This window comes from Leptolyngbya sp. AS-A5 (genome assembly GCF_039962495.1).
Lineage (GTDB): Bacteria > Cyanobacteriota > Cyanobacteriia > Leptolyngbyales > Leptolyngbyaceae > Leptolyngbya.
This window is the reverse complement of record NZ_JAMPLL010000004.1, coordinates 270,603-294,868: the sequence shown is the minus strand read 5'-3', so window position 1 is coordinate 294,868 and position 24,266 is coordinate 270,603. Positions and strand designations below refer to the sequence as shown.

The 24,266-nt window shown below is 48.1% G+C and carries 25 protein-coding genes; 12 read left to right on the top strand and 13 right to left on the bottom strand.

Annotated features, from left to right (window positions below; all coding sequences use genetic code 11):
- On the top strand, nt 1-286 hold a 286-nt coding region (locus tag NC980_RS08260), incomplete at its 5' end, for a HAMP domain-containing sensor histidine kinase (RefSeq protein WP_190378431.1).
- On the opposite strand, the gene NC980_RS08255 is transcribed toward NC980_RS08260, so the two are convergent.
- The 3 genes from NC980_RS08255 to NC980_RS08245 form a co-directional block, all read right to left on the bottom strand.
- Nucleotides 263-697, bottom strand: a complete 435-nt coding sequence (locus tag NC980_RS08255) for a response regulator (protein ID WP_190378430.1) — start codon at nt 695-697, stop codon at nt 263-265. The genes NC980_RS08260 and NC980_RS08255 overlap by 24 nt on opposite strands.
- 481 nt (nt 698-1,178) lie before the next feature.
- Nucleotides 1,179-1,520, bottom strand: a complete 342-nt coding sequence (locus NC980_RS08250) for a hypothetical protein (RefSeq protein ID WP_190378429.1) — start codon at nt 1,518-1,520, stop codon at nt 1,179-1,181.
- A 10-nt stretch (nt 1,521-1,530) separates the two neighbouring features.
- On the bottom strand, nt 1,531-2,229 hold the full coding sequence (locus NC980_RS08245) for a hypothetical protein (RefSeq protein WP_190378428.1): 699 nt from the start codon (nt 2,227-2,229) through the stop codon (nt 1,531-1,533).
- Between NC980_RS08245 and NC980_RS08240 the strand changes: the two genes are divergently transcribed.
- The 3 genes from NC980_RS08240 to NC980_RS08230 all read left to right on the top strand — a co-directional run bounded on the left by NC980_RS08240 (nt 2,215) and on the right by NC980_RS08230 (nt 5,145).
- Nucleotides 2,215-3,621 carry a DUF3854 domain-containing protein gene (locus tag NC980_RS08240; protein ID WP_190378427.1) on the top strand — a complete coding sequence of 469 codons (1,407 nt, stop codon included), beginning with the start codon at nt 2,215-2,217 and terminating at the stop codon, nt 3,619-3,621. The genes NC980_RS08245 and NC980_RS08240 overlap by 15 nt on opposite strands.
- Nucleotides 3,622-3,711: 90 nt before the next feature.
- The gene (locus NC980_RS08235; protein WP_190378426.1) at nt 3,712-4,209 is read left to right on the top strand and encodes a hypothetical protein; all 498 of its coding nucleotides are present in this window, start codon (nt 3,712-3,714) and stop codon (nt 4,207-4,209) included.
- 81 nt (nt 4,210-4,290) lie between these two features.
- Nucleotides 4,291-5,145, top strand: coding sequence for a hypothetical protein (locus tag NC980_RS08230; protein ID WP_190378425.1), 855 nt, complete (start codon nt 4,291-4,293; stop codon nt 5,143-5,145).
- Nucleotides 5,146-5,226: 81 nt separating this feature from the next.
- Here NC980_RS08230 and NC980_RS08225 read toward each other — a convergent pair whose 3' ends face one another.
- A complete protein-coding gene (locus tag NC980_RS08225) occupies nt 5,227-5,394 on the bottom strand; it encodes a hypothetical protein (RefSeq protein ID WP_348253916.1) in 168 nt (55 codons plus the stop codon).
- Nucleotides 5,395-5,425: 31 nt separating this feature from the next.
- Between NC980_RS08225 and NC980_RS08220 the strand changes: the two genes are divergently transcribed.
- From NC980_RS08220 to NC980_RS08210, 3 genes are read left to right on the top strand one after another with little or no spacing between them, the layout of a single operon-like run.
- The gene (locus tag NC980_RS08220; RefSeq protein ID WP_190378423.1) at nt 5,426-5,608 is read left to right on the top strand and encodes a hypothetical protein; all 183 of its coding nucleotides are present in this window, start codon (nt 5,426-5,428) and stop codon (nt 5,606-5,608) included.
- Nucleotides 5,598-5,816 carry a DNA-binding protein gene (locus tag NC980_RS08215; RefSeq protein WP_190378422.1) on the top strand — a complete coding sequence of 73 codons (219 nt, stop codon included), beginning with the start codon at nt 5,598-5,600 and terminating at the stop codon, nt 5,814-5,816. Before NC980_RS08220 ends, NC980_RS08215 begins: the two co-directional genes overlap by 11 nt.
- 8 nt (nt 5,817-5,824) lie before the next feature.
- Nucleotides 5,825-6,445, top strand: coding sequence for a hypothetical protein (locus tag NC980_RS08210; RefSeq protein ID WP_199298653.1), 621 nt, complete (start codon nt 5,825-5,827; stop codon nt 6,443-6,445).
- A 199-nt stretch (nt 6,446-6,644) separates the two neighbouring features.
- On the opposite strand, the gene NC980_RS08205 is transcribed toward NC980_RS08210, so the two are convergent.
- The 3 genes from NC980_RS08205 to NC980_RS08195 all read right to left on the bottom strand — a co-directional run bounded on the left by NC980_RS08205 (nt 6,645) and on the right by NC980_RS08195 (nt 11,312).
- Nucleotides 6,645-9,464: a PAS domain S-box protein gene (locus tag NC980_RS08205; RefSeq protein ID WP_190378421.1), complete on the bottom strand. Its 2,820-nt coding sequence runs from the start codon at nt 9,462-9,464 to the stop codon at nt 6,645-6,647.
- A 759-nt stretch (nt 9,465-10,223) separates the two neighbouring features.
- Nucleotides 10,224-10,796, bottom strand: coding sequence for a hypothetical protein (locus tag NC980_RS08200; RefSeq protein ID WP_190378420.1), 573 nt, complete (start codon nt 10,794-10,796; stop codon nt 10,224-10,226).
- 24 nt (nt 10,797-10,820) lie between these two features.
- A complete protein-coding gene (locus tag NC980_RS08195) occupies nt 10,821-11,312 on the bottom strand; it encodes an NUDIX hydrolase (protein ID WP_190378419.1) in 492 nt (163 codons plus the stop codon).
- 203 nt (nt 11,313-11,515) lie between these two features.
- Here NC980_RS08195 and NC980_RS08190 point away from each other — a divergent pair, with 203 nt between their 5' ends.
- The 3 genes from NC980_RS08190 (at nt 11,516) to NC980_RS08180 (ending at nt 15,947) form a co-directional block, all read left to right on the top strand.
- A complete protein-coding gene (locus NC980_RS08190; protein ID WP_190378418.1) occupies nt 11,516-12,016 on the top strand; it encodes an orange carotenoid protein N-terminal domain-containing protein in 501 nt (166 codons plus the stop codon).
- A gap of 627 nt (nt 12,017-12,643) precedes the next feature.
- Nucleotides 12,644-13,843, top strand: a complete 1,200-nt coding sequence (locus tag NC980_RS08185; RefSeq protein ID WP_190378416.1) for a histidine kinase dimerization/phosphoacceptor domain -containing protein — start codon at nt 12,644-12,646, stop codon at nt 13,841-13,843.
- Nucleotides 13,844-13,910: 67 nt separating this feature from the next.
- The gene (locus NC980_RS08180; protein WP_190378415.1) at nt 13,911-15,947 is read left to right on the top strand and encodes a response regulator; all 2,037 of its coding nucleotides are present in this window, start codon (nt 13,911-13,913) and stop codon (nt 15,945-15,947) included.
- Between the two features lie 3 nt (nt 15,948-15,950).
- On the opposite strand, the gene NC980_RS08175 is transcribed toward NC980_RS08180, so the two are convergent.
- A complete protein-coding gene (locus tag NC980_RS08175) occupies nt 15,951-16,937 on the bottom strand; it encodes a GntR family transcriptional regulator (protein WP_190378414.1) in 987 nt (328 codons plus the stop codon).
- 313 nt (nt 16,938-17,250) lie between these two features.
- Here NC980_RS08175 and NC980_RS08170 point away from each other — a divergent pair, with 313 nt between their 5' ends.
- Together NC980_RS08170 and NC980_RS08165 are read left to right on the top strand one after the other, a co-directional pair.
- Complete coding sequence (locus NC980_RS08170) at nt 17,251-17,964, top strand: dienelactone hydrolase family protein (protein WP_190378413.1); 714 nt, start codon at nt 17,251-17,253, stop codon at nt 17,962-17,964.
- 50 nt (nt 17,965-18,014) lie between these two features.
- The gene (locus tag NC980_RS08165) at nt 18,015-18,902 is read left to right on the top strand and encodes a S1 RNA-binding domain-containing protein (protein WP_190378412.1); all 888 of its coding nucleotides are present in this window, start codon (nt 18,015-18,017) and stop codon (nt 18,900-18,902) included.
- Between the two features lie 69 nt (nt 18,903-18,971).
- Here NC980_RS08165 and NC980_RS08160 read toward each other — a convergent pair whose 3' ends face one another.
- The 5 genes from NC980_RS08160 to NC980_RS08140 form a co-directional block, all read right to left on the bottom strand.
- Nucleotides 18,972-19,949, bottom strand: coding sequence for a 2OG-Fe(II) oxygenase (locus NC980_RS08160; RefSeq protein WP_190378411.1), 978 nt, complete (start codon nt 19,947-19,949; stop codon nt 18,972-18,974).
- Nucleotides 19,950-20,555: 606 nt separating this feature from the next.
- Nucleotides 20,556-21,635: an EcsC family protein gene (locus NC980_RS08155; RefSeq protein ID WP_190378410.1), complete on the bottom strand. Its 1,080-nt coding sequence runs from the start codon at nt 21,633-21,635 to the stop codon at nt 20,556-20,558.
- Nucleotides 21,636-21,759: 124 nt separating this feature from the next.
- On the bottom strand, nt 21,760-22,281 hold the full coding sequence (locus tag NC980_RS08150; RefSeq protein ID WP_190378409.1) for a BON domain-containing protein: 522 nt from the start codon (nt 22,279-22,281) through the stop codon (nt 21,760-21,762).
- A gap of 59 nt (nt 22,282-22,340) precedes the next feature.
- The gene (locus tag NC980_RS08145; protein WP_242027106.1) at nt 22,341-23,447 is read right to left on the bottom strand and encodes a DUF2382 domain-containing protein; all 1,107 of its coding nucleotides are present in this window, start codon (nt 23,445-23,447) and stop codon (nt 22,341-22,343) included.
- Nucleotides 23,448-23,734: 287 nt separating this feature from the next.
- A complete protein-coding gene (locus NC980_RS08140) occupies nt 23,735-24,247 on the bottom strand; it encodes a hypothetical protein (protein WP_190378407.1) in 513 nt (170 codons plus the stop codon).
- Nucleotides 24,248-24,266 lie beyond the last annotated feature (19 nt).

Below are 24,266 nucleotides of genomic sequence, written 5' to 3'. Positions count from 1 at the left end.
GCAACACACTGCAACAACAATCCACATCACTATTCATAACGAAGGGCAGCCCATTTCTCCAGAGGCGCGATCCATTCTTTTTCAACAATTTCGTCGTACTAAGACTGCTGGAGAGCAGGAAGGATGGGGCTTAGGCTTATTCCTGGCGAAGAGCTTGACTGAAATGCATCAAGGGACAATTGAGGTTGAAAGTGCAGAGGGCAAGGGGACAAGCTTCATCATCACGTTGCCAATCGTCCCGATCGAGACATCTGACCCTCAGTCAAACCAGATCGAGAATGGCTGAGATAATTTCTTCTGGGTCAATGTGCTTGGGCAAGAACCGATCAAACCCGGATTCCAAAACCTTGTTTGCGTTAAATTCTCGCGTGTAAGATGTAACGGCGATCGCTGGAAGGCGAGCCATTCTTCCAAATTCTGCCTGACGAATTTCTTGGATCAGCCAATTGCCATTGCGGTCAGGCAATCTGATGTTAGAAAGAAGGATATCTGGACGAGAGCGATGAAGTTGCGCCAAAGCGTCATTGGCTTGCGTGACCCAGATGGCTTCTGCTCCGGCTTCACTCAGGATAAACAGCAGTAAATCTGCTACATCACACTCATCCTCCACCAGCAAGACTTTTACTCCTGCTAAAAGCTGCGTTTGATGTGCTTGTTTTTTGCCAGTAACACTCACTTGACTAGAAGAATGCTCCATGTCCTAGTTGTCTTAGTCCTTCTCTTTCTCTGACTTAATGGAGCCAATTACGCAGTGTGATTGCCTCACCCTCAGGAGAGAAGCCAAGCACACATCAATATGCATACTTCTCTAACAAACAATGAAAGTCATACACTTCAGCGAGATGAACAACCTAAGACTGAGTCCGTGAAATTCAAAACCGAAGTTACAAGGACGGGCTAACGATTCTCACAGAAGTCTTTAGCCACCTGCAAAAATGTAAGTCACGATCAAATAATCGTGGTTTTTCTAATAGTTTTATGAATTAATTATCGATCGCTTTAATCTACGAGACAAACGCGACAAAACCGACGAGACAAAACGGACGAGACACGAGACAAAACCGTGAGAAACCCATGAGACACGAGGCAGCCTCGTGTCTCATGGGTCAAAAATGACCCCTCTGTCTCGTCTGTCTCGTGTCTCATGGGCAGGCATCAACTATTAAGAGAATGCTTGATCATGGCTGCAAACATTTCGCTTCGCTCTCATAATTTGAAATATATTTAGCCATGATAAATGGCGAATTCTTCCGTCCCGTTGTCTTGTATCTAGTCGGAAACTGAATCGGGTTGTTTGCCACTTGCCAGATGTGTCCACAGTAGGGGAAATATTCACCTTTGACGGGCTTGAAATTGAAACCTAAAAGGTACTGCCCTCGCACTTTGACAATGTCGATCGCGGGTAAGTTTTCTGCAATCTCATCCGGCAAATAGAGCGAACACAGCACCCAGAATCGGGGCTGTTTAATCTTGAATGATCGCCCAGTTTGCGTTGCTTGAACTACGTCTTGAAAGTCCACTTTGTTTCTCCTAAAAATCGTAATCGTCGGTATCAGGCATTGGGGCGACCGAGTATTTGCCCTCTGACTCGCTCAAAAGTTGAGCCGTTGCCAACGCATCCAGCGCGGCTTTAAGTCGCTCTGATGTCAAAGTTGGATCGTCTTTCAGCTTGCGAATCGACTTACGAATCTCGGAAGGCAAAAAAGATTTATCTGTTCGCGCCGCTAACCAATCCACGATCAACGCTGCCACTTCGATCGATTTCTGCTTCCAATTTGGAAACGCTTGCTTAATCAACGGTTGTGAGGATGGAACCTCTGAAATGGTTTCCTCTGCCTCATGCTGGGCGGATGGCGCGTTGTACATCTGCTCTAAGTCTTGTGGGGTTGCAATCGGCCTATGTTCAGCAATCTCGGTCGGTGTGGCATTAGGCGCGAGGGTAGCCAGTTTAGAGATGTCTGCAAGCTTGCCATCAATCAGGCAGGGTTGATCGTGCTCGGAGATATCCAATCCGCATTCTTGAGCGTGTTTCTCCGCAAATCCCTTGAGATAAACGTAAGTCAGGTTATCCCGTAGACTACCCTCGCCTTCGATGCCGAGCGTTTTGACCTCTTGCCCTTGAGCCAGCAAAATCAACCACTTGAGAGGACACAGCGATCGCGGCGGGAAAGACGGTGCAAACAGACGTGCGACGAATGTCGATGATATGGCGATATGGCAGAGCAGCATAATAAAGGCAACTGTCGAGCGGATGCGATCGCTGGATGTTGCCGTGTGAATCTATCCGTACTTTGTCGCGAAGGCGTTTCCCTAAATTCGACTTGGGAAGCTCCACAAATCGCAAAACAAGCCAATCAGACAACGCAAGAATGGGCGATCGCGGATTGGAAATCAAGCGGTATCAGTGACGATATGCTCTCACTGAATATGCAAGTGATCGTAGGTGAGGAACCGGCCCAAATTCTTGCAGGGCATGAAATTGCGTTTAATCAGAGCATTCAATATGTGACGCGATCGGCTCAATATAGCCTGAGACGATACGAGAATTCGGCTCACGGCGTTTGGGTAGCTTGGGGCAGTACAATCGACGGCGATCTTGCAGAAATCGCTTACGTTAAGCCGAGGGTTCCCCGGTACGATTTCAGCAAGGGGAATCCGAAACCAATCAAATACGAGACCCCTGGAAAGTGCGAGGCGTTGCCGATTCTGCCATTTGTAGATATCGCTACCGCAGAAAAGACTTTCGAGAAATATGGCGTTGTTCCGTTAGAAGGTGAATCGTTCTGGAGAACCGTTAAGCGGTGCAATCTGCCAGTTTGCATCACTGAAGGACCCAAGAAAGCGGTTCTCTTAACTCAGCAAGGGTATCCAGCGATCGCGCTTCGTGGGGTCGCAAATTGGCATCCGAAAGGCGGCAACGAGCTATTCCCGATTCTGCAAGAATTCGCTACTGAAGGAAGGCAAGCCATGATCGTCTTTGACCAAGACGAGAAACCGAAGACGGTCGCTAACGTGGGCTGTCAAGTTCGCCAACTAGGGCAAATTCTACAGAATCACGGCTGCAAAGTCTCGATCGCGACATGGAATAGTGCTGATGGGAAGGGAATTGATGATGCGTTTGTTAATCGTGGCGCGGCATGGCTCGATCAAACGATCGCAACATCGCTCACCCTCAACGAGTGGCGTAAGTGCGGATTGATTCGACAATACTTCGAGATCATTTGCAATCTCAAAGCTCTGATGCTGACACCCGATCGCGATACCACAGATGATTATTTGCCCGAACTGCCTAGCGAGATTCCAATCGGTTCGATTACTGTGATCGCTGCAAACATGGGCGCAGGGAAAACCACTCGAACCACGGAAGACATTATCTGTAATTGGAAACGCAACGGTGGACGGGTCTTGATTCTCTCGATGATCAATTCGCTTAGTCAGCAAATCGCCAGCGCCGCAAACGCGCCGCACATCTCGGATTACGGCGACAATCAGTACGGTGCGTTTTTGCGCGACATTAATGAGGCAAACGGCGCGGCGATGTGCATCGATTCGTTGCGGCGAATTCCCGACTGGTTTATCACAGAAAAGCCTTTATTGCTTGTTCTAGATGAGGTGAATTAGTTTCTTGATCACTCAATCAAGGGCGAAACGCTAGGAAGCAAACACGGAGAAATCCTTGATCGATTCTCTGAGATTTGCCTTGCATGTGGCATGAGTGGCGCGATCGTAGTCAGTGAGTCCGAAATTCACCCATGTTCGATCGAACTGCTCAAGGCTTATTCGGCATCAGACAACGTTCGATACTTTAAGCACCATCGGCAGAATGCACCGCGGCAAGTGACGATCGGATCTGGCGGATTGAGCGGATTCATGAGCAAGATTCTGGCTGATGCCGTTGAAGGTGAAGGCTACGCAGAATCAAAGCGGCTTCTAATTGCGATCGACTCGCAAGCTGGCGGGAAACAGATTGAGCGGCGTTTACAGCGTGAGTTTCCTGATAAAAGAATCGTGCGAATCGACTCGGAAACCAATCGAAAAGGCAAATTTAGAACTTTCTTCGATGATCCGGACAGTTGGTTAAGCCAAATTCAGCCTGATTTCCTGATCGTTTCTCCTTCCATCAAAACGGGTGTTTCAATTACGCGGGAAGGCTTCGATGCTGTTTACGGATATTTCGTAGGTGCGATCGATCCGGATGGCTGGATGTAAAGGTTAGGGCGTTATCGTCCGACCGTTCCCCGGTTCGTGTACTGTCCTAAGTTCGTGTTGACTTCTGGCGATGAGTCGCTCATGTTTCCACGCGCAATTGATCGCAGGCTCACCCAAGATAAACAAGCATTTTCGGCTCACTTTGCCGTTGAAGCTCTGGCAGAAACCGACGATCGCAAAGTCGCAATCCTCACAGCAGCGCAGGCTTATTACTCCGAAATGTGCGCGTTGCGAGGGGCACAGAAAGCGATCGCCCGTGAATATCGGATCTCAGCCCTGCAAGAATTGGGGCACACGGTCGAAATTCAAGAGTGGGGCAAGGATTCCGACGAGCAGAAGGTTTTGAGCCAAGTTCGAGACGAAATCGATAACGAGGATGCCGCTAAATATGCAGATTCCCCCGTCTGCGAGTCGATCGATGCGGCTCACAAAATCCTGGCTTCTGAATGCAGTCTTGAGGATGAAATCAAAGCACTTAAAACTTTAGCGTGTGAACGCTTCCCCGGTCGCAACTTCGATGATTTTGATAACTGCTTGTGGCTCCTGATTAAGCAGCGCGGCAAATTGGGACGGGGAGCAGAAATGCAAGCATTGACCGAGAATATTGCGGCTGCAAAAGAACTCGATCGCGAATCAGTCGAAACAATCTGCCGTGACGAACTTGGAATGGCTCACCGACTGCCCAGGCGGTACGTTCGAGCGCAACTGCTCAGACAGAGTGGGATTTTGCAACTTGCAGATCGCGGCGTTGAATTTTCTAACTCTGACCCACGTTGCATCCAGGTTCAAGACTGGGCAGTTAAGCACGCGAAGCAACTTAGATACTATTTCGGACTGACGATCGCACGGAATACATCGACTCGAAAGGACGCAGGCAACATACACCTGTTGATGTATGCGGTAAACTGCTCAAGGAAATTGGATTGCAGTCCGTAGCAATCAGGACTCAAGGCAAGCGCGGGGCACAAAAGCGTGTCTACACGGTTGCAATTGATTGCGTGAAGGAAAGCGATCAAGCTACTGCTTGGGAATATCGGGATAAGGCACTCGCACCAGCGCGGGAACGGCTAAATCTGATTGCTCCAGTCGAAACGCCTTCTGCATCAGAAACACAGGCAGAATCGGCGAATACCGTCGAAGCAAAACAACATCCGAACACGGAATTAGGGCAAGGTTCTGATCCACCGTATTCACAGGATTTTAGGAGGCAATCAGCATGAGCGAAGCTTCCGAAGCCAATACAGAGCAGCTCTCACATCCAGATGAGGTGCGCTTGCGATGCCACAAATTAATCGATCGCATCGCGAAACGTCCCGGTTCAGCAAAATTGCTGCAACTGGCTGAGAAATCATTAACCCTTTACGCAAATTACAAGAAGAATCGTAGCTATGAGCGGTAAGACTTGGTTCCACACAAAAGAAGCAGCGATCGCGCTTGATCTGACTGCCGGGAAACTGAGAGAGTTATATCGATCGAGAATGTTCAAAGTTGGGTATCACTATCGCGATGTGTCTCCACCCGGATCGAAACGTCCGACGCTGCAATTTCATGTGAATCGATGCTCAGAGCAGCTAAATACGTCTCCTGAGAAGCGGAAAACTTACTAATCGAACCAATGGACTTAAAACAACTGAACAACCGCTTAAAATCGGCGAAAATCGGCGTAACCGTCCGATGTAGAGGCGATCGCCTATCCTTACGTGCAACATTGCCACCCAAACCAGGTGGGACAGACTGGAAACAGCAAGATATCGCACTCGGAATCTATGCCAGTCCAGCCGGACTCAAATATGGATTGCGGAATCACGAATTGTTCTACATCGACTTGGAAAAGCTGAAAGAATCTCCGGTTCTCAGCATCGTCGATCATGAAGACGGAAGCAGCGCAAAGACCGGAGAGAGGAGGGTCTGGGCAGTTTACCCCGAATGGTGGGACAAATGGCAATTGTGGAATGTCTCACGACTGCCGCAGGTCAGCGGAAAGAACAATCGTAAGCTAGGGCATCGAGTGACGGCTGCATTTAGGCGATCCGGTTTCCGCAATCCCTATAATTTGCGGCATCGATGGGCAGTTCGGACGATCGAGTTCGGTTTACCCGTTGAACTCGCAGCACAGCAGATGGGTCACAGCTATAAAGAGCATACAAATACCTATCATTATTGGATCACCGATGAGGTACATCAAAGGGCTTACGACCTTCTAATGCAGCGTGACGATCGCCCATTACCGCCCTAAGCTCTGCCCTAAATTGCAATGTTTATTCAAGTCATTTCGAGATAATTTAGTACATTTGCTCAAGTCAAAAAGCTTGATTTTACTGGGATTTTCGCCTGTATCACGTTGGTATAGGCGTTTTTCATGATCGGACTCTTAATCCGCTGGTTCTGGGTTCGAGCCCCAGGTCATCCATCTGTGAGTTGAGATTTGCTGACACTCACAAGCGCTCGACCAAGTTTGCTACTACTGCAATAAACTCAGTTGGTTCAACTGGCTTGGGGACGTGGGATTGGAACCCTGAAGCTAATGCTTTGATGCGGTCTTCCGTGCGAGCATAGGCAGTCAGGGCGATCGCAGGAATTCTACCTCCCTGTTCTGGCGCTAAGGCTCGAACTTCACGAATCAGGGTGTACCCATCCTCACCTGGCATTCCAATGTCGCTGACCAATACATCAGGTCTTTGCTCAACGCTGCTTTGAGTCATGAACGCTAAAGCTTCCCTCGCCGATGCCGCTGTTGTGACCACCGCCCCCCATTGTCTCAAGAGAGTCGCTAGCAACTCTTGAGCGTCTGCTTCATCATCTACGATCAAAACTTTTAAGCCATCCAATCTCGGTGCATTAGTCAAAGGGGCTGTATCACTGACCGTAGGGTGTACCCGTTCAAGGTTTGTCGATTCCGAGCGAAAGATGGTAACGGGAAGATCGACCATGAAAGTAGCGCCTTGTCCTTCACCGAGACTGACGGCATGAACGCTTCCTCCATGTAGCTCCACCAAATGACGAACGATCGCCAGACCCAGCCCGAGTCCACCGTGCGCTCTAGTGGTTGTACTATCTGCTTGCTGTAAGCGCTCAAAGACGTAAGGTAAAAACTCAGGACTAATTCCCTGCCCGGTGTCACTCACCGTCACTTCAACATGGGAATTGATGCGTTCTAGTCGAATTTGAACTCGACCGCCTTTGGAAGTAAACTTAACGGCATTAGAGAGCAAGTTCCAGAATACCTGTTGAAGGCGGTCGGGGTCGCCGGAAACAGGACCCGCAGCGGGGTCTAAAATACTTTGAAGGCGAATGTTTTTTGCTTCTGCGGCAGGGCGAATAGAATCGATCGCCGCCTCAATGACCGAAACTAGGACGACTGGACGAACATTTAAGCGCAGCTTGCCAGTAATAATTCGAGAAACATCCAGTAGGTCGTCAATGAGTTGATTCTGCGCCCTAGCACTGCGCTCGATCGTCGCGATCGCCCGGCTTGTAGTGGCTTGATCAAGCTGTTTGGAGCGCAACATCGTGGACCATCCCAGTATGGCATTCAAGGGAGTTCGCAACTCGTGGGAGACGGTAGCGAGAAACTCATCTTTGAGTCGATTAGCACGAGATAATTCCTCAGCTTGCTGACGTAACAAAGCCTCAATCTGCTTACTTTCGGTGAGGTCTAAAACAAAACAGACCCAAGCGAGTTCGTCGCTTTCAAGCTCCGCGGCTCCTAGCAGAATGGGAACTCGGCTGCCATCTTTGCGGAGGTACTCTTTCTCAAACGGGGCACAACTGCCGGAGCTAGCAAGTTCTTGCAATACTTGCTCGTCTTGCTGGACGTACTCTGGTGGTGTCATTTCAGCCCAGTTTATACTGCCATTGTGCAAGTCCTCACGGGTATGACCGACCATCTCGAGAAACGCATCATTCGCCTCTATAATCGTGCCCTCAGGACCTGCTAAAAACACGCCAATAATGTTCGCCTCAACCAAGCGGCTGAACCGAGCTTCGCTTTTCATTAGCTTAACCTGTTGAGATCTCAGATTCTCTGCCAAAGTTTCGGCTTGCTGTCGTGCCACAACCTGATCGGTCACCTCAAAGCTAAAGGTAATCACCCCTTCTACAGCGCCGTTAATGTCGAAGATCGGCTGGTAGATGAAGTTGAAAAATCCCTCTTCGATCGTCCCATTCCCTTGTCGGTCAAATTGAACGGCGATCTCGTTGCCGACAAACGGCTGCCCTGTTACAAATACTTGATCTAAGAGTTCATAAAGCCCTTGTCCCTGTAGCTCAGGAAAGGCTTCTCGAGCCGTACGCCCAATCAGTTCGCGGTTCCCTACAAGTTGACAATAGAGAGGATTGGCAAACTCGAAAACGTGATCAGGACCGAACTGGGTACAGATAAACGCTGGAGCTTGAAGCAGGAGTGAATGAAGGCGGTTCCGCTGAACTTCCGCTTCTGAGCGAGCGGCCTGCTCTCGCATGAGCAATTGGTCTCGCTCGGATTCTGCTTGCTTTCGCTCGGTAATGTCGCGAGAAATGACAGCCACAGATTTTGTGGATTGATCTGTACCCAAGGGGGTGAGAATGTATTCGTAAGACCGCACTCCTTGATCGGTCACAAAATCGGTTTCGCCTTTTAGCGATCGACCCGTAGACATCACGGTTTCTCGTTGAGCGTCTACCTCTTCCATTAAATCGGCAGGTAACCCAATGTCTCGCCAAGTTTTTCCAATTAAATCAGTAGCTTGAAAACCCAGCACTTGAGCACCCTTATCGCTGACGTAGCGATATCGCCCCTCTTGATCAAAAACGTAAATATGATCGACGGAGGTTGCAAAAATTGCATTCAGCGTATTTGCCTGTTCTTGGGTCTGAATGACCACTTGCCGATACTGTTCCTCGTTGATCCTCAAATTGGACAACATGCGCTCCACTCGCCGTTTTGCAACTCGGAGTGCATTAGATAGAAGACTGATCAATGCGCCCTCTAGTAGAAATAAACTCAACCGTGAACCGCTCACCCAATTGAGAGACAGGGAATAAATAGGAGGAAGAAAGTAGTAGGTACTAATCAAACCCGACAAAGCAGTTGCAAACAGTCCCGGACCCAAGCCACCTGACCAAGCGCTGATCATTACAGCACCAAAGAACAGCAGGAAAGGACTTTGAGTCATGGCAAGCAATGGGTCTAGCAGAAGCATCAGCAGTGTTGCCATCAAAACGCTGAGTCCAGCGATACCGTAATGCAATAGTTGAGCGCGTGTCAGATTTGGCATACCTTTCTTTGGAACTAGCCATTAATATACCTGCATCGAGGTTGCGATCGCCGTGATTTTGCAGAACGCAGTGGATATGGTTTGCATTTTCTTTCCGTCCGCGCCGCTCGTGACATCGCCGCCCTGCCCGAATTAGACTGGCAATGGTTCACTGAGCTTTGCATTAGCGAAGAGTAGGGAGAGAAAGAATGAAGTGCGGCAATCAAAGCCCTAAAGTTGATCGGCATTTCCGATCGTTTCTATCAATGGCTAGATCAGTTGAAATGGAAGAGAATGTCTGATCCGGACGCTGCACCTGATCCGAATTCTACGTAATGTATGGAAGTCCATAATTCCGCAATTCCGCTCATGGGAAAACCTCGAAAGAAAGTGCAGCGCGATCGCGATCTTGCAGAATAGAAATGCTAAGTGATATTCAAGACCCGTGGATGGCTTTCCAAAGATTTCCGTCAGAAGAGCTATTCAATCACGTTGCTCCACAGGTCTTGAATACAACTAATTTGCTCAGTCAGCGATCGCGCTTTTCAGGCTTATACCGAATTAAACATAGAATGCGACAGATTCTCGCCCCCTAAGTCCCCCAGAATGGGGGACTTAGGGGGCGAGAATCTGTCGCATCCACAAATCAATCTGGTATTATTTTCCATTGCTACTTAATCTTTACAAGAGCCTCTAAGCAGGTCGAAAATGACTTCTGTAACATCGCTAACAGATGTTCTCCTCAACTCCATTAGAAGAACAGCAGTTTGGCATCTATGCTTACTTTTTCTTATCTTTGCGCTTCTTTTTGCCCAATTTTTTAGATGCCACAGGTTCAGTAGGATGCAATTTATCGATCAAAGTTTTCGCACCTGAAACCGCACCCTCAACTGCTGTCATCGTAGTGTTACCTGCTGTTCCAACTGCCTGCTGTACCGATCGCCAAGTCCCCACTTTAAGCGTATCCACCACGTCGTCTAGTGTTGGTGCCACGTCTCGAACAGCATCGCGAACTGCCTCAATCACATCTTGTACACCCAGTGGCGAAGCTCCCATCCCGGAGGCTAGGGTCATGCCAGGTTGCTCTACTGGATGCGCGATAGTATGAGGAAGTTCTTGACCATTGCTGCCGTTCTCAGCCGTTGCAGGCAAAGGAGCATGAGCAGGAAACTTTTGCAGGAGGCGTTCGATCGCCGCTTCTATAATCTGTCCAAGCAGCACACTCGCCATCACCATGCCCGCAGTCTTGATGCCTTGTCCAGCGCTATCTAAGCGGGTCTGATTCTTCTGGTCTTTAGTCTCTTTGTCTTTAGCTTTTTTATTGTGTTTCTTTTTAGATTTTTTCTTAGTCATATCACTACTTCAATCACAGGTGTTCTACTCTAGCTCTCTGCTCTTGCTCACGCCTTCTGCATTAGGAGAGAGCATTTCCGGCAGTTGAGCAAGCAGCCGTTTGAGTTGAGGATGTTGCACCTTTTTGATTGCTTGTAAAACGCTAAACCAGCGCCGCTTTCTGACTTTCGCTTCTGCCCAATCTTCGAGAACGACTTCAACTTGCATGAGAAAGACTTCGACTCGACAAGGCAAACCTAGCTTTCGGCGCTGATAGTCTCCGATCGCCGGAGTTTTGACTAAACCGCGAACTCCTGCTTCTTCGTAAGCTTCTTTTGCTGCCGAGTCCGCTGCGGACATGAACGGTTCAATCCAGCCCTTGGGAATGCTCCAACGATCGGCGTTTTTGGCGGAACTCCGTTTAGTTGTAGTAACTAAGAGCACCTCAATGTTACCCGATTGAATACGGTACGGAATCACGCCAGACTGATGGATTACTGAAAATTCTTTTTGATCAGAATGAGACAGTTTCAACATGAGACAGTTTCAACGATCGTGCGATTGAACTCTTCTTTATTATCTTCTTTATTAATAGTGTCTGTTCAAAGGGAAACTTGCAATCCTGAGAAATTTAAACCTAGCTGCCTCTGTCTGTAGCTAGGTTCAGCGGTCTATCTCTGGCAGGTCGAGTAAAACAGTCCGTCTTGCTACGGTTTGGAGGTCGAATTGGTAACTACTTTATGACCTATACAACTTCGGGAACGGCAAACGATTTAGTCGAAGCGTTTCAGCAATTGGATGCTGATACTCAGCTTGCGTTGTTCTGGTTTATTTACAAGGAAATGGGCGGCGCGATCACACCAGCCGCACCTGGTGCAAGCACCGTTTCGCCCGCGATCGCAGAAGGTATCTTCAACCAAATTAAAGAACTCCCCCACGAAGAACAATTAAACGTACAGCGCGATTTGATTTGCCGCCGCAACACCCAACTCACTCGCGAATATGGCGCACTGGGTGATACAACCAAGCTGCTCGTCTGGTACTTGTTGGCGCAGGGCATGGAAAATGCAACGATCATCCCCATGCCGCCAGGATATCAGCTTGCAGAAGAGGCACAGTCTTTGCTCGATCGCGTGAAGCAAATGGAGTTTGAACAACAAATCACCTTCTTCAGAGACTATGTTGCACCGATGGGCGTTGATCCAACTGTGGCTGAAGTTGATCCTGAAACCGGACTGTAATTTTTAAGTTTCACAGGAAGTAAACTACTCCCTCTAACCCTAAGCGGGTATGGAGGGAGTAGTTTACGCCGATTTAGTTGAATTAGGGGTTGTTCCGTCTTAATTTCCTGGTTTTCCTCAACAAACACTTGATCGACCGTTCCTGACACTCGTGAGCCGATCGAGCGAACCTTTCCAGTGACAGTCGCATTATCCGTCGATTGATGCGCCGAGGAAAATTGCCAATAGAGTTAGCCGAATGTACCCGCAGCGATCGCATTGGGAGATCTCAGATGATTTGGGTTGATAATCATTTAACGAGGCAGCTTTCATTGGAAATTTCACAGTGAAGCGATGAACAGATTAGAGCTAAAGAGTATTGATATACCTGTTTATTTAGCGCTAAATATTTTAACTAGAATGCTCATATGCAAAAGTTATTTAGCATACGTACTATTTAAGAAAGAGAAAACTGCACCCTTTAATCGGTTCTCCAACAGAAGCGGAGGTATAGCGATCCGAAAGGAAGTGGGGAGTGGGGTGTCGATATAGCTCAGCTCTCTCTTTCAAGTTAAAGCCTGCTGCTAAGCTCAAATATCGGGCTAAATCTCTGATAAAGTTTGCTATGACCCCTGGGATTCATGTCACATGGACGAGACTTTAGACCCGAATCCTCCTGAGCTAGAATTACGCATTCGTGCCTTTAGAGCACAAGTTCAGGCGTTTCAGCGATCGATCACTGCTCTGCCGCAACCCGTTCAACCCGCGATCGATCACTCTCTCTCGACTGTCCTTGTTCAACTCGAAACTCTGCTCAATCCGCACTCTGCGTCGCTGCTGATCGCAACCCACCAAACCGAAGAACAATGGTTAGCACTTAGTGCCTGTCTACCCTTTGGCATTTTTAGCTGTAATGTGCAGGGACAGTGTACCTACATCAATTCCCGTTGCGAAGAGATTGTTGGACATACGCTCGAAGAAAGTATTGGAGATCGTTGGCTAAAGTATGTGCATCCCGACGATCGCGATCGGATCTTGCCTCGCTGGATCGAAGATGCTAGGGCAGAGCAACCTCACACTGAGCAATTCCGGGTTATTACCTCGGCTCAAGAAATCCGATGGCTGCACGTCAGAACTGCTCCGATGTTTTCAGAACAGAACGAGTTAATTGGGCATACCGGAACGATCGAAGACATTACTATTCAGAAGCTAGCAGAAGCCAAAGTCCAAGCGTCTCTACAAGAAAAAGAAGCATTACTCAAAGAAATTCATCATCGCGTCAAAAACAATTTGCAGATTATTTCGAGCTTAATTTATTTACAAGCACAGCGCATTCAAGATCCTGAAGTAAAACAAATTTTCAAGGATAGTCAAAGCCGGATTAGTTCGATGGCATTAGTTCACGATACTTTATACCGCTCTGAAGATTTTGCCAATGTCAACCTCTCAGAATACGTACAATCTTTGACGCTGAGTTTATTCAACACTTATCGAATTCAGCCAGAGCGCGTGAATTTATCGGTTCAAGTTCAGCCAAATATCGTAGTCAGCCTAGAGAAAGCAATTCCATGTGGTCTAATCCTGAACGAACTGATGACCAACGCTTTGAAGCATGGATTTATGGATGAAGAAATCGGAGAAGTAACCGTCATCTTGAACCATGATTCTTCTAAGGTTTGCTTAATCGTAGAAAATGACGGAAAAATTCTTCCTGAAAGTTTTGAGCTACAGGAAATTCGATCGATGGGGTTACGCTTAGTGAATGCTTTAGCGAATCAATTAAACGCTCAGATTACAGTTGAAAAAGCTCAAAAAACTCGGTTCAATGTCACATTCAATTGTGCTTAAATCTGTTGCTTAAAATATCTCAACAGAGCCTACAATAAGAGCGAATTAAGAAGTGAGAACGGTGAGCGTGAAAAGAATTCTTGTGGTCGAAGACGAAAGCGTTGTCGCTTGGCACGTGCAGGAAGTATTGCAAACATTTGGATACCAGGTGATTGCGATCGCAACCAGTGCCCGTCAGGCAATCCAAATTGCCACCACCCAGCGCCCGGATTTGGTCTTGATGGATATTTGCTTGCAAGGAAAAAGCGACGGCGTTTCTGCGGCAGAATATCTCTATCTCAAGCTGAATCTTCCCGTTGTTTATCTCACGGCTCACGCAGACGAATACACGCTCAGACGTGCCACCGAAACCTCTCCGTTCGGCTACCTGATTAAACCGTTTCACGAAGCAGATTTACACACCACGATTCAGGTTGCCCTGCGTCGTCACCAGATGGAAGCGGCTCTTAAGGATGTCCAGCAATGGTATGCCACCACCTTAGTTAGCATTGGGGATGCCACGCTCGCCACCGATGTCGATGGATTCATCACGTTCATGAATCCCGCCGCCGAGTTCTTCACAGGCTGGACGCAGGAGCAAGCCTTGGGAGAATTTGCAGGACGGGTACTGAATCTAATCGATGAAGAGACCGGAGCGCCCATCAACAACCCGATTCTGGCAGCTTTATGCCAGGGTGATACAATTACATTGCCCGCTCGTGCAGTTTTACGATCGCGCGACGGAACAAAGCGCCCTGTCGGTGACAGTGCCTCTCCAATTCGCAACCGAGATGGAGAGATTATTGGTGGCGTTATGGTGTTTCAGGATATGAGTGATCGCTGCCAGCGCGAGTCGAGTCTAGATGCCCAAAAGCAAATTCTGGAGACCACGCAATCGCTGTTGAGCGCTCAGCTAAAAGAGCGTACTGAACAGCTTCAATTTGCAATCGCGGTTGATCGACTCCGCCAGCGTATTTTCGATCAGTGCGATACCGATCGAACGGAATTTCTCCAGTGGATGCTGCAAGAAATTGGGCAAACGCTAAACCTTCACTACAGTTGGATTGCCTTTCACGACCCAGCCGCGACGATTTCGACGATCGCAGCGGAGTTTAATGCTGAAGATGCGGAACCGAGATCGCTGCTGCGGCGCACGGTAGAAATTGCGAAATTCTCGTCGTTTTATTCGCGGCTGTTTCAGCGCCAGTGCTGGCTCTGTCCACCCCTAGAGACCCTACCGCCGATTTATCGCGCCCTGGCTCAAGTGATTGTCTGCCCCATTCAGGGAAAGCACGGCACGATCGGCGAATTCGGCATTATTCTGTCAGAGTACCTGCGCTGGAGCGAGTTTCAAGCCGAGGCGATCGGACAACTGGTCAGCCAAGTGATCCGAGCCTATCAATCTGCCCAGCAAAACCAGATTGCACAAGCGCAGATTGTGGAACTGAGTCAGCTCAAGGCGCTCCAGGATGAATTTATTGAGGCGCTGTCTCACGAACTGCGGACACCGCTAACAAATATGCGAATGGTGATCGAGCTAATGCAGCACGGGGTTGCTTCTCTGATCGATCCAGACGTTCCCAACCCTCATGTTCAACGGTTAGATCAATACTTGAACATTCTGCGGCAGGGGTGGCAAGAAAAATTCCGCTTGGTGAGCGATTTACTCGTGTTTCAAAATTCTTCAAGTTCTTCAGATGCGATACCCCTGAACGAAGTGCAAATTCATGATTGGTTAGCGCTCTTAATCGAGCGATTTTCGCGAGACACCACGATCGTAATTCAGCTTAAACAAACTCTAGACCCAGTTCCCAAACTGCTCGTTCACTTGCCTACCCTGGAAAAAGCGCTGAGTCAAATGCTCTTGTATCTCAATCAGTTGACTCCTGATTTACCGATTCAACTCCACACACAAATCGATCTTGAGCAGCAAACGTTTTGCCTCTCCGCCAATTGTGCTTTGAAGAGCGGCAACGAAATCGGGCTTCAGCAAGAACAAAATATTTCTAGCCTGAGATTGGCATTGCTGCGGCGATTTGCATTTGATTTAGGTGCAGATTTAATCGTGAACCAGCAATCGGAAATGACGGTTCTGAAGCTGGCTCTACCCATCAGAATTGCCTAATCCTTATTCCAAACCTAGCTCTCGTCTCAGTAGATTAATCGATTTGCCCACAATAAAGTTTTCGCAGCAGATGACTTGAGGCGGGCGAATGATGTCATCGCGAGAAGCTGAGATCGTTGCTTTTACGCTTGCACAACTTATCTGATCAAAGCAGAAAATCGTTTGTGCCGTTCTCACCATTGCATTGAGTTTATAGCGATCGTCTATCTGTGCGGTCATGACTAACAGGTCATCGCCGCGCAAGCTGTGGATAATCACCTCCGCTACGCCGACAGTGCCACCGCTCAGGCTGACAATGCCTAAACAAGTGCCTTTTGGCATGACTTTGACCAGCTTCAATTCCTGCTCAAAATCGTAGATATCGATCGGAATAACTCGCGCTGCTTTCGGAGACGCGATCGCTTCAGCTTGGGCGATAAAGTAACGACTGGTCACGACGGTACTCGATCGCGTTTGATCTAGCACTTGTCCAAGTTCTTCCATTGGCACAAGCTGCATCGGAATTGCCAGAGCGCGCTCTAGTTCCCGCATCAAAACTTCCCCGTTTGCCAAATCATGCTGGGGAGCCGTCACGAGAACTGAAGCGCTACACCGCAATCGCCAATCAATCTCTGCAAGAAATAATTCTCGCGCTTGTCCGAGTGAACAGCCTTGTTTGACCAGTTCATCCAAACTAGATTGAATGATTTTGTGGGCTTGGGGATATTGTTCAAGCAGGGGAGACTTGATGTGTGCCCCTGTATCGTGCCCTTGATCGCGCACATAAATTCCAGACCCCGCTTGAGCATCGACCACGCCTGCATCTTCTAGTTGGCGATACACTTTGCTAATTGTGTTGCGGTGTAGTCCGGTTTGCATTGCCAGTTGTCGAGTGCTGGGTAAACGATGTCCGGGTGGAAATTGCCGCGATGCGATCGCAAATAAAATCTGGTTATACAGTTGAGTTGATGCCGGGATATCGCTATCTGGCTGAATATGAAATTGCACCATGCCCGTGCCCTCAAACCTCAATCATGGAATCTTACTAGGAAAAATCTTTTAGTTGTTGTGCTCTTAATTAGCCCACAAACGTTGTCCTCATTTTAGAAGAGACAGGAGGCAATGAGTTGGGTACTTCTTCGGGGTTGCGATTTTATCTGGTTGACATTAATTCTACTGACCCTGATACAGACAGTATAGCCTGCGACATTTCGATCCCCTTTTGAGTTTGTCACGGTAGTTAAAGTCAGAACGGTCTGTTCTCGTCGATCTAAAGTTGCGTTTTTCGTTCAGAATACGGAGTGTTGTGTTGTGAGACGCGATCGTGAATTCCTCCTGGATCAAACTTTCAACTGGTTCGCTTGATATTGATGCCTACATCAGCGAACCGGATGTTTCCGCATTGGGTGCCATTATTGTGGTTCAAGAAATTTTCGGGGTGAATTCGCATATTCAAGCAGTGACAAAGCGATTGGCGCAAGCGGGCTACTTGGCGATCGCGCCCGCGATTTTTCAGCGAACTGCACCCGGATTTGAGGTGGAATATAGCGAGGAAGGCACCAAGCTTGGGCGATTCCACAAGGATCAAACGACAGCAGATCAATTGCTGAGCGATTTGAGCGCGACGATCGCGTTTCTGCAAACCAAAGGCTTTAACGAAGTGGGTACGATCGGGTTTTGCTTCGGTGGGCACGTTGCCTATCTGGCAGCAACGTTGCCCGAAGTCAAGGCGACCGCTTCCTTCTATGGTGCGGAAATTGCGACGATGACACCGGGCGAGGGAGAACCAACGATCGCCCGAACGCCAGAAATTAAAGGAACGCTGTATGCTTTTTTCGGTACACAAGATCCACTGATCCCGATCGACCAAATCGACCAAATCGAAGCCGCGCTGAAAGAGCATCACGTTGATCATCGCGTCTTTCGTTACCCAGCAGGACATGGATTCTTTTGCGATCAGCGATTGGACTACAATTCAACTGCGGCGGCGGATGCTTGGGGACAAGTTAAGACGTTATTTTCGAGACTAAGGCACTAGAATTAGAAAGCCAGTTAAGTGGCGATCGTATTTTTCAGGAATCAGTAGAAATGCCAGATCGATCGACTAATGCTTCCTTTTCGATGGAAGATTTCGCTAAAGCTCTAGAGCAGCACGATTACGAGTTTCAAAAGGGGAAACGAGTGACGGGTAAAGCGTTTAGCTATGAAAGCGATGGTGCTTTAGTCGATATCGGAGGAAAATCTCCGGCGTTTTTGCCGATCGAAGAAGCGAGTGTGCGACGGGTGACGGATGTGTCAGTAGTGCTGCCGTTGGATGAGGAGCGAGAATTCGTCATTGTGCGCGAACAGGATGCCGATGGGCGCGTGACCATTTCTCTGCGTCAGCTTGAACTTCAGAAAGTTTGGGAACAGCTCGCGGATTTGCAGGCAACCAATCAGAGTTTACAGGTTCGGGTGACTGGCTCAAATAAAGGTGGTGTTACCGTTGATGTGCAAGGATTACGAGGCTTTATTCCACGATCGCACTTAGTCGAACGCGAAAATCTCGATGCGCTGAAAGGGCAGACACTATCTGCGACGTTTTTGGAACTGGATCGCGATCGCAACAAAATCGTTTTGTCAAATCGTCTGGCAGCACGAGCGGCAAACTTCAGCCAGTTAGAAGTGGGTCAACTGGTCGAAGCAACGATTACCAGTCTCAAGCCGTTTGGTGCGTTTGCCGAATTTGATGGCACAACGGGTCTACTTCACATCAATCAAATTAGTAAGAACTACATCGAATCCCTTCCCTCGCTGCTGCAAGTCGGACAGGTGATTAAAGCGATGATTGTCGATTTGGATGAAGGGCGAGGACGAATTTCGCTTTCGACTCGTGTGTTCGAGAATTATCCGGGAGAAGCGATCGAGGACTTTGCCAAACTGATGGACGAAGCCGAATCGCGGCAGGAACGCGCTCGGAAAAATCTGCTGGGTTAAGGATAAAGAGGGCGATCGGGCTTGGACTAGAGCGATCGCCCTTCTAAGCAGCATTAAAGCCTCAAAGTTCTAGGGCTTTGAGCAATCTCGCAAAGTTTCTTGATTGTTGTATCGCTTCCAATATTCGATCAATCGATAGTCTGGCTTCTGGAACAAGTTCCACCTGCTAGATTTGAGCAACTTCTGATACTTTTTCGGAGAAACTATCTTTAATGTTGCTGCGGCTGTGCGTAAATATAGCGATCGTAGTCCGGTCTTTTGTAAAAATCTAGCAGCCGCTTCATTGCGATTGATTGCAGTATCAATCAAAAGGATCGGAAAGCGCGTGAGTGCTACATATTTCCAAAACTGTAGCTTCTCTCCAGGAGCAGCAAAGAACTCTGTATCGTGAATGTGTGTATGGCGCTCTTCGGGCGCAGGAAGTTCGGTGTAGTAGTAAAAATTGATTGCCTTACGAGTCATCCCCGCTGGCAAAGTGACATCAGAAACACTGTGAAAAGCATATCTTGTATTTTCAAAGACAACGCAGCGATTGAATAATGGCTCGATCACCACGTTTTGCTTGATTTTCCTATCCCATAAGTTCAGTTCGCCGCCATACCCAGGTTGCCATCCTCGATTGAAGTAAGTGAGCAGGGTGAGACGACGGTAGAAGTGGGTGTTTAAGTGACGATTGCGATCGCGGTGGATTTTATGTACGCCCCCCTTTTTCGCAGTTAAAAATCCGGCACCCTGGTAGAGCGGATCGCAGAATAAGGGTTGCTCTACCCCAAAAACTTCTTGCATATACTTCCTGAATTCTGGAGATTCAAGCAGCTTGAACAAGCTTCTTGAGCTTGCGCGTTGAACGATCGTTTGGTGGCGGGGATTGAGGTGCCAACCGTCTAGCAATCCATAATCTGGGGAGTGACGTGGCATTTCCTCTGGCTTCGGAAAGTTCCGCTCGATTTGGTGAGCCAAGTCATCGTCTAGAAAGTTATCGATGATGATGTAGGGAAAAGGGTCACGAACGACTTGGATGTTGTTTAGCGTGTGAGTCAATGTCATAGCACTTCGTCAGGAAATGTACGTGTACGAAATGGTAGAAGTCCATCTGAGATGGCGGGAGCGATCCTTGCTTACAATTCTGCGCTCCAAGTTTGGGCATAGTTGGGCATAAGTTCAATCCAGACACTAGGGAATAGACCCGCTGTATGTATGAGGGATCGCTCTGTCTGATACTCTTACTTTCAAATTCTTCGATCGCACCCCTGAGCAAGCTTATCTCTATGAGTAAGCGACACAACCTTGATGCGGTTCAATGTATAAGAATTAATCTAACAGTGCAAGGTTTAACGCCAGCCTAAAGCGATCTCTAGCGTTATCTTTTTCTTACTGTAAATTCTTTGTAAAGAAGACCGAAATTCAACGGAATAGATCGCTAAATCGCATCGTCCTGAATTATAAAAGCAAGATCAAGCTAAAACAGTTCGATAGTAATATTTTGGGTAATGGAAGAATAATAAAATACAGTTGCGAACAGCGCGAAAGCAGGGTATTGCTTCACTCTATTTCAAAAAATTCCTTAATAACACTGTTATTACGATTAATTATTTAATTATTTGTAAGCAGTACAGTGAGAGTACGTAAATTGATTTACGTACTCTCACTGTACTAAGTAGCAAGTCCTACTTCGTTTAAAGGTTGGGCGTTGCATCGCTGCTCGATCGCACTTAACACCTCCGCTTCTTGAGGAGAAATGCCGTCTTTGCTTTCAGCAATGCGGCGACACTGAGCCAGCAAAGGTGCAGCAAAATCGCAGTTTAACTGATCAAGTAATGCGCCGAGCGGTTGAGGCGATCGTAAGTTTGTCTCGATTGTTTTAAGCGAAGAAGGTTCTAGCTGTAGGGTCTTCAAGTCTGGAAGAATTGACTCCCAGGTTTTTCCTGGATAGCTAGCAAGCAGCATCTGTGCAAGAACTTGATCCATGATGGCTTGCTGATTGATGGCTAGATTGAGATAGTTTTCGCTCTGCTGATGAATGCGTTGGAGTATTTCAGTCTCGGGTTCATTGTTTGCCAGCTTTGCTTCATAAAATCGACTGGCAGCATAGCCCAAGGAGTAAAGAATCGTCGCATTGGTGCTAGCTCCGATCGCGGCTCCCGCAAACGGCACATTTCGCAAGAATCTTAAGCCTGCCTTTAAAGCATTGCTTCCACCCAGCGCTAAACCAAAAATTGCTAATACTTCTCCTTTGCGCTCCGGCTCCCACAGATTCAATCCGTAAGCGGCTGCAATCTCATACACTAATGCAGTTTGTAGTGCCGTGGTTGCGGCGAGATCGAGCGCTAACAATGCTGTTGCAAACCCTGGAAGGATACTTGTGACAAAACCTGTGCTTCCAGCTTGTACTGCTTTTTTGACAATTAAACGATGTGCAATCTGCGCCGCAGTTTCATCGGGAAATTGGCGTTGAAGTTTTTTCGCTGCTTCCTCGGCTTTTTCGAGGTCAACTTGATTGCTAATTCCAATCAGCCATTCTAGCTTCAGAACCCCTGCGAACCGTCTGACAATGGGATTTCGCAGGAGTGGAAAGTTCCCGACAAAATCTAAGACATAACCTGCACGTCTGCTTAAACGCCCGATCCAACCGATCGAGCCTTGGGCGATCGTTCTCCCGAAGTCGAATACGTTTGCAGCGCTACTTTTGCGGGTGCTTAAAGAATTGTGGGTGGGCTTGTTGGAGGGTGCCATCGATTTAGATTGCAGAACTTTAATTAACAATAATGACTGCTATAAAGAGCAATTCCATCATTCTTAGTGAACAACCTTGAACAGCCCAGAGTGTTAGAAACACTGGGCTGCTGACTAAAAGCGTTTAGTTTTTATTGGTCGTATGATCCTGCGTTATGTTTTTGCTATCAGGATTTGGAGCGTCTGGCTTTGCTGCTTGCTTGGTTTTAACTTTGAGTTCAACGGCTTTGACCCCGTTAATCTGCCTAGCTAAAGTTCCGATTTTACCGAGTTGGCTTTGATCCACAACTGTACCGCTCACTGTAACCTTTCCATCTTTCGCATCTACTGCTAATGCACTGTTTGGCAGATTGGCCTCGAGCTTCGATCGCACTTCGCTCGCGAGGTCACTATCATCCCTTACATTTGGATCGCCAATCGCTTGATTGCGCTGCTCCCGCGATCGAATATCGGAATTCAGTTGCTTTCTGCGAGTTTCGTCAGTCGCATCATTCTGACTCGCCTGTGCAGCAGGTTTGTCTACGTTTTGACTGTCTGGCGCTGTTGTGGTGGTATCAGGTGCTTCACTACTCGTTTTTGCAGGGCCGCAAGCTGCGGTACTAATTGCCAACAGACCACTGAGGAAAAGAAGAGTAACTTTTTTCATGACTTTACAAAATAATTGGCTAAGGAGCGAGAGCATTCTTTCCCGCTCCTGATGTTGATTTAACGTTGGTCTAGATCACGATCGACGATCGCATTGCCTTCGGTGTGGACATCGATTTCTTCACGACGCAGGGTTTCTTCGACGGCAAGAGTTTCTTGAACCACTTCCTTGCGAACAACCACTTCCTCACGCACAAAAGCTTCCTTCTGAATTTCGGGAGTTTCTTCGTACACTTCTACGTGAATTTCTGCGTTACTAAAAGCATCGCTTCCTGCCACCGCTTCTGTGTTGGTCGGAGTGATCCGCTCGATCACAACCCGCTCTTTCTCGATCGGAACCGAGACTTGACGAGTTTCGGTTTCAATATGCTTACCGATCGCGACTTCTCCAGTCTTATTGCGATCTTTGTCTACAATCAAGCGTTCTTCGTACAAGCGAACCGCTTCATCATCGGTTGCAGGAGTGCGATCGACAATGGGTGTTGCAGGCGTTTCCATTCTGGTGGGAGCGACGACCGGAGCCGTTGTCTCAACTCGCTTTTGGGTTGCGACCGGGGCATCGGTCAAGGCGGCACTGCTTTCGAGCGGCATCATTGCGGGCGTAACAGCAGCCTGATGAGTATTCGTGGGCTGATCATAAACTGCCCAGTCGTGCAGTCCATTTTGGTGATTGAGGATTGTTTCAGCACGTCGGATTTCTTCGTCTGTGCCATCCACAACCACAAGATAGTCGCCTTGCTGAACGCGATCGTTGTAGATCTTAGCTTCACGTTCAGGAATTCCGAGTCCGACTAAGCCACCAAGCAATCCACCCGATGCTGCACCGATCGCGGTTCCTGCGGCTGCGGTTGCCAGCGTGGTTGCGGCTGCACCCGCCAACATAATCGGGCCTACGCCCGGAATCGCCAGAGTTCCTAAGCCGACGAGCAAGCCTGTTAAGCCACCCAATGCGCCGCCAGATACGGCTCCAACACCTGCGCCTTTGTCCGCTTTGTTGCCCATGCACTTGGTTGTCTCTGCGCCTGCAATGTTCTTGTCGTGATCTGCATCACGAGCAATCACAGAAACGTGATCCATATTAAATCCTGAAGCCTTCAGCTCATGCAGCGCGTTTTCTGCATCTCGGCGATTAGAGAAGATTCCAACTGCTCTTTTGTGGTTGCTCATAGGGGTGCTTTGATGACCTAAAACCATAATATTTAAATTCCAAAATGAGATTGATTAATGAACAGGTCCGTACAGGCTCAATTAACACTAAATTGAATGACAAACTCATCAGCTAAAGGAGGCATTGATCAATAGAAAATCTATCCACCTTGAGAGAGATAACGATCTTCAATCAGTCGCGAAGTGGGGAGTGGAGTGCCGTTTCCTTTTCAACATCCCTACTCCCTACTCTTTTTAGCGCTCACAACTCAACCAGAATCGTTATAGATTCGGGGATCGAATTGGGATTAGCGATGACCGAACCATTTCGCTGCGATCGCGCCGAGGGCTGCCCCTACCATTGGATTACTCAGAAACTTCACCAACGCAGGCTGATCCGCCAACACTTCTTGGAAAATATCGGGATGGTTGTGGTACGCAAAACTCGCTAGCTTACTCACATCATCCGCGCTCATCCGGCTAGGATGGTGGGTCGAAAGACCAAGCTGATGTTCTAAATCGCGATCGTGAATACCGCGTTTTTTCAGATGGCTGAAGAACTCACGCGCAACATCATCGCGCTCGTTCGGTTGAATTTGCGCGATCGCTTTTTGCAATTCGGGTTCCATTTGCTGAGTGGGGACTCGATCAGGATGGAAAGACCGTTGGAACAATTGATGGCGCTGATCGCGGGTTGTTCTTTGAGCAAAATCATCAAAGTTTTGATAGTCCTGCGAGCTGTCTGTATCTCCCAGGCTTTCTTTGTTTCCGCCTGCTAAGTCTTGCATCACCTGACGCTTATATGCATCACTACTTGTCATTGTTTTATCTCCTAAGTCA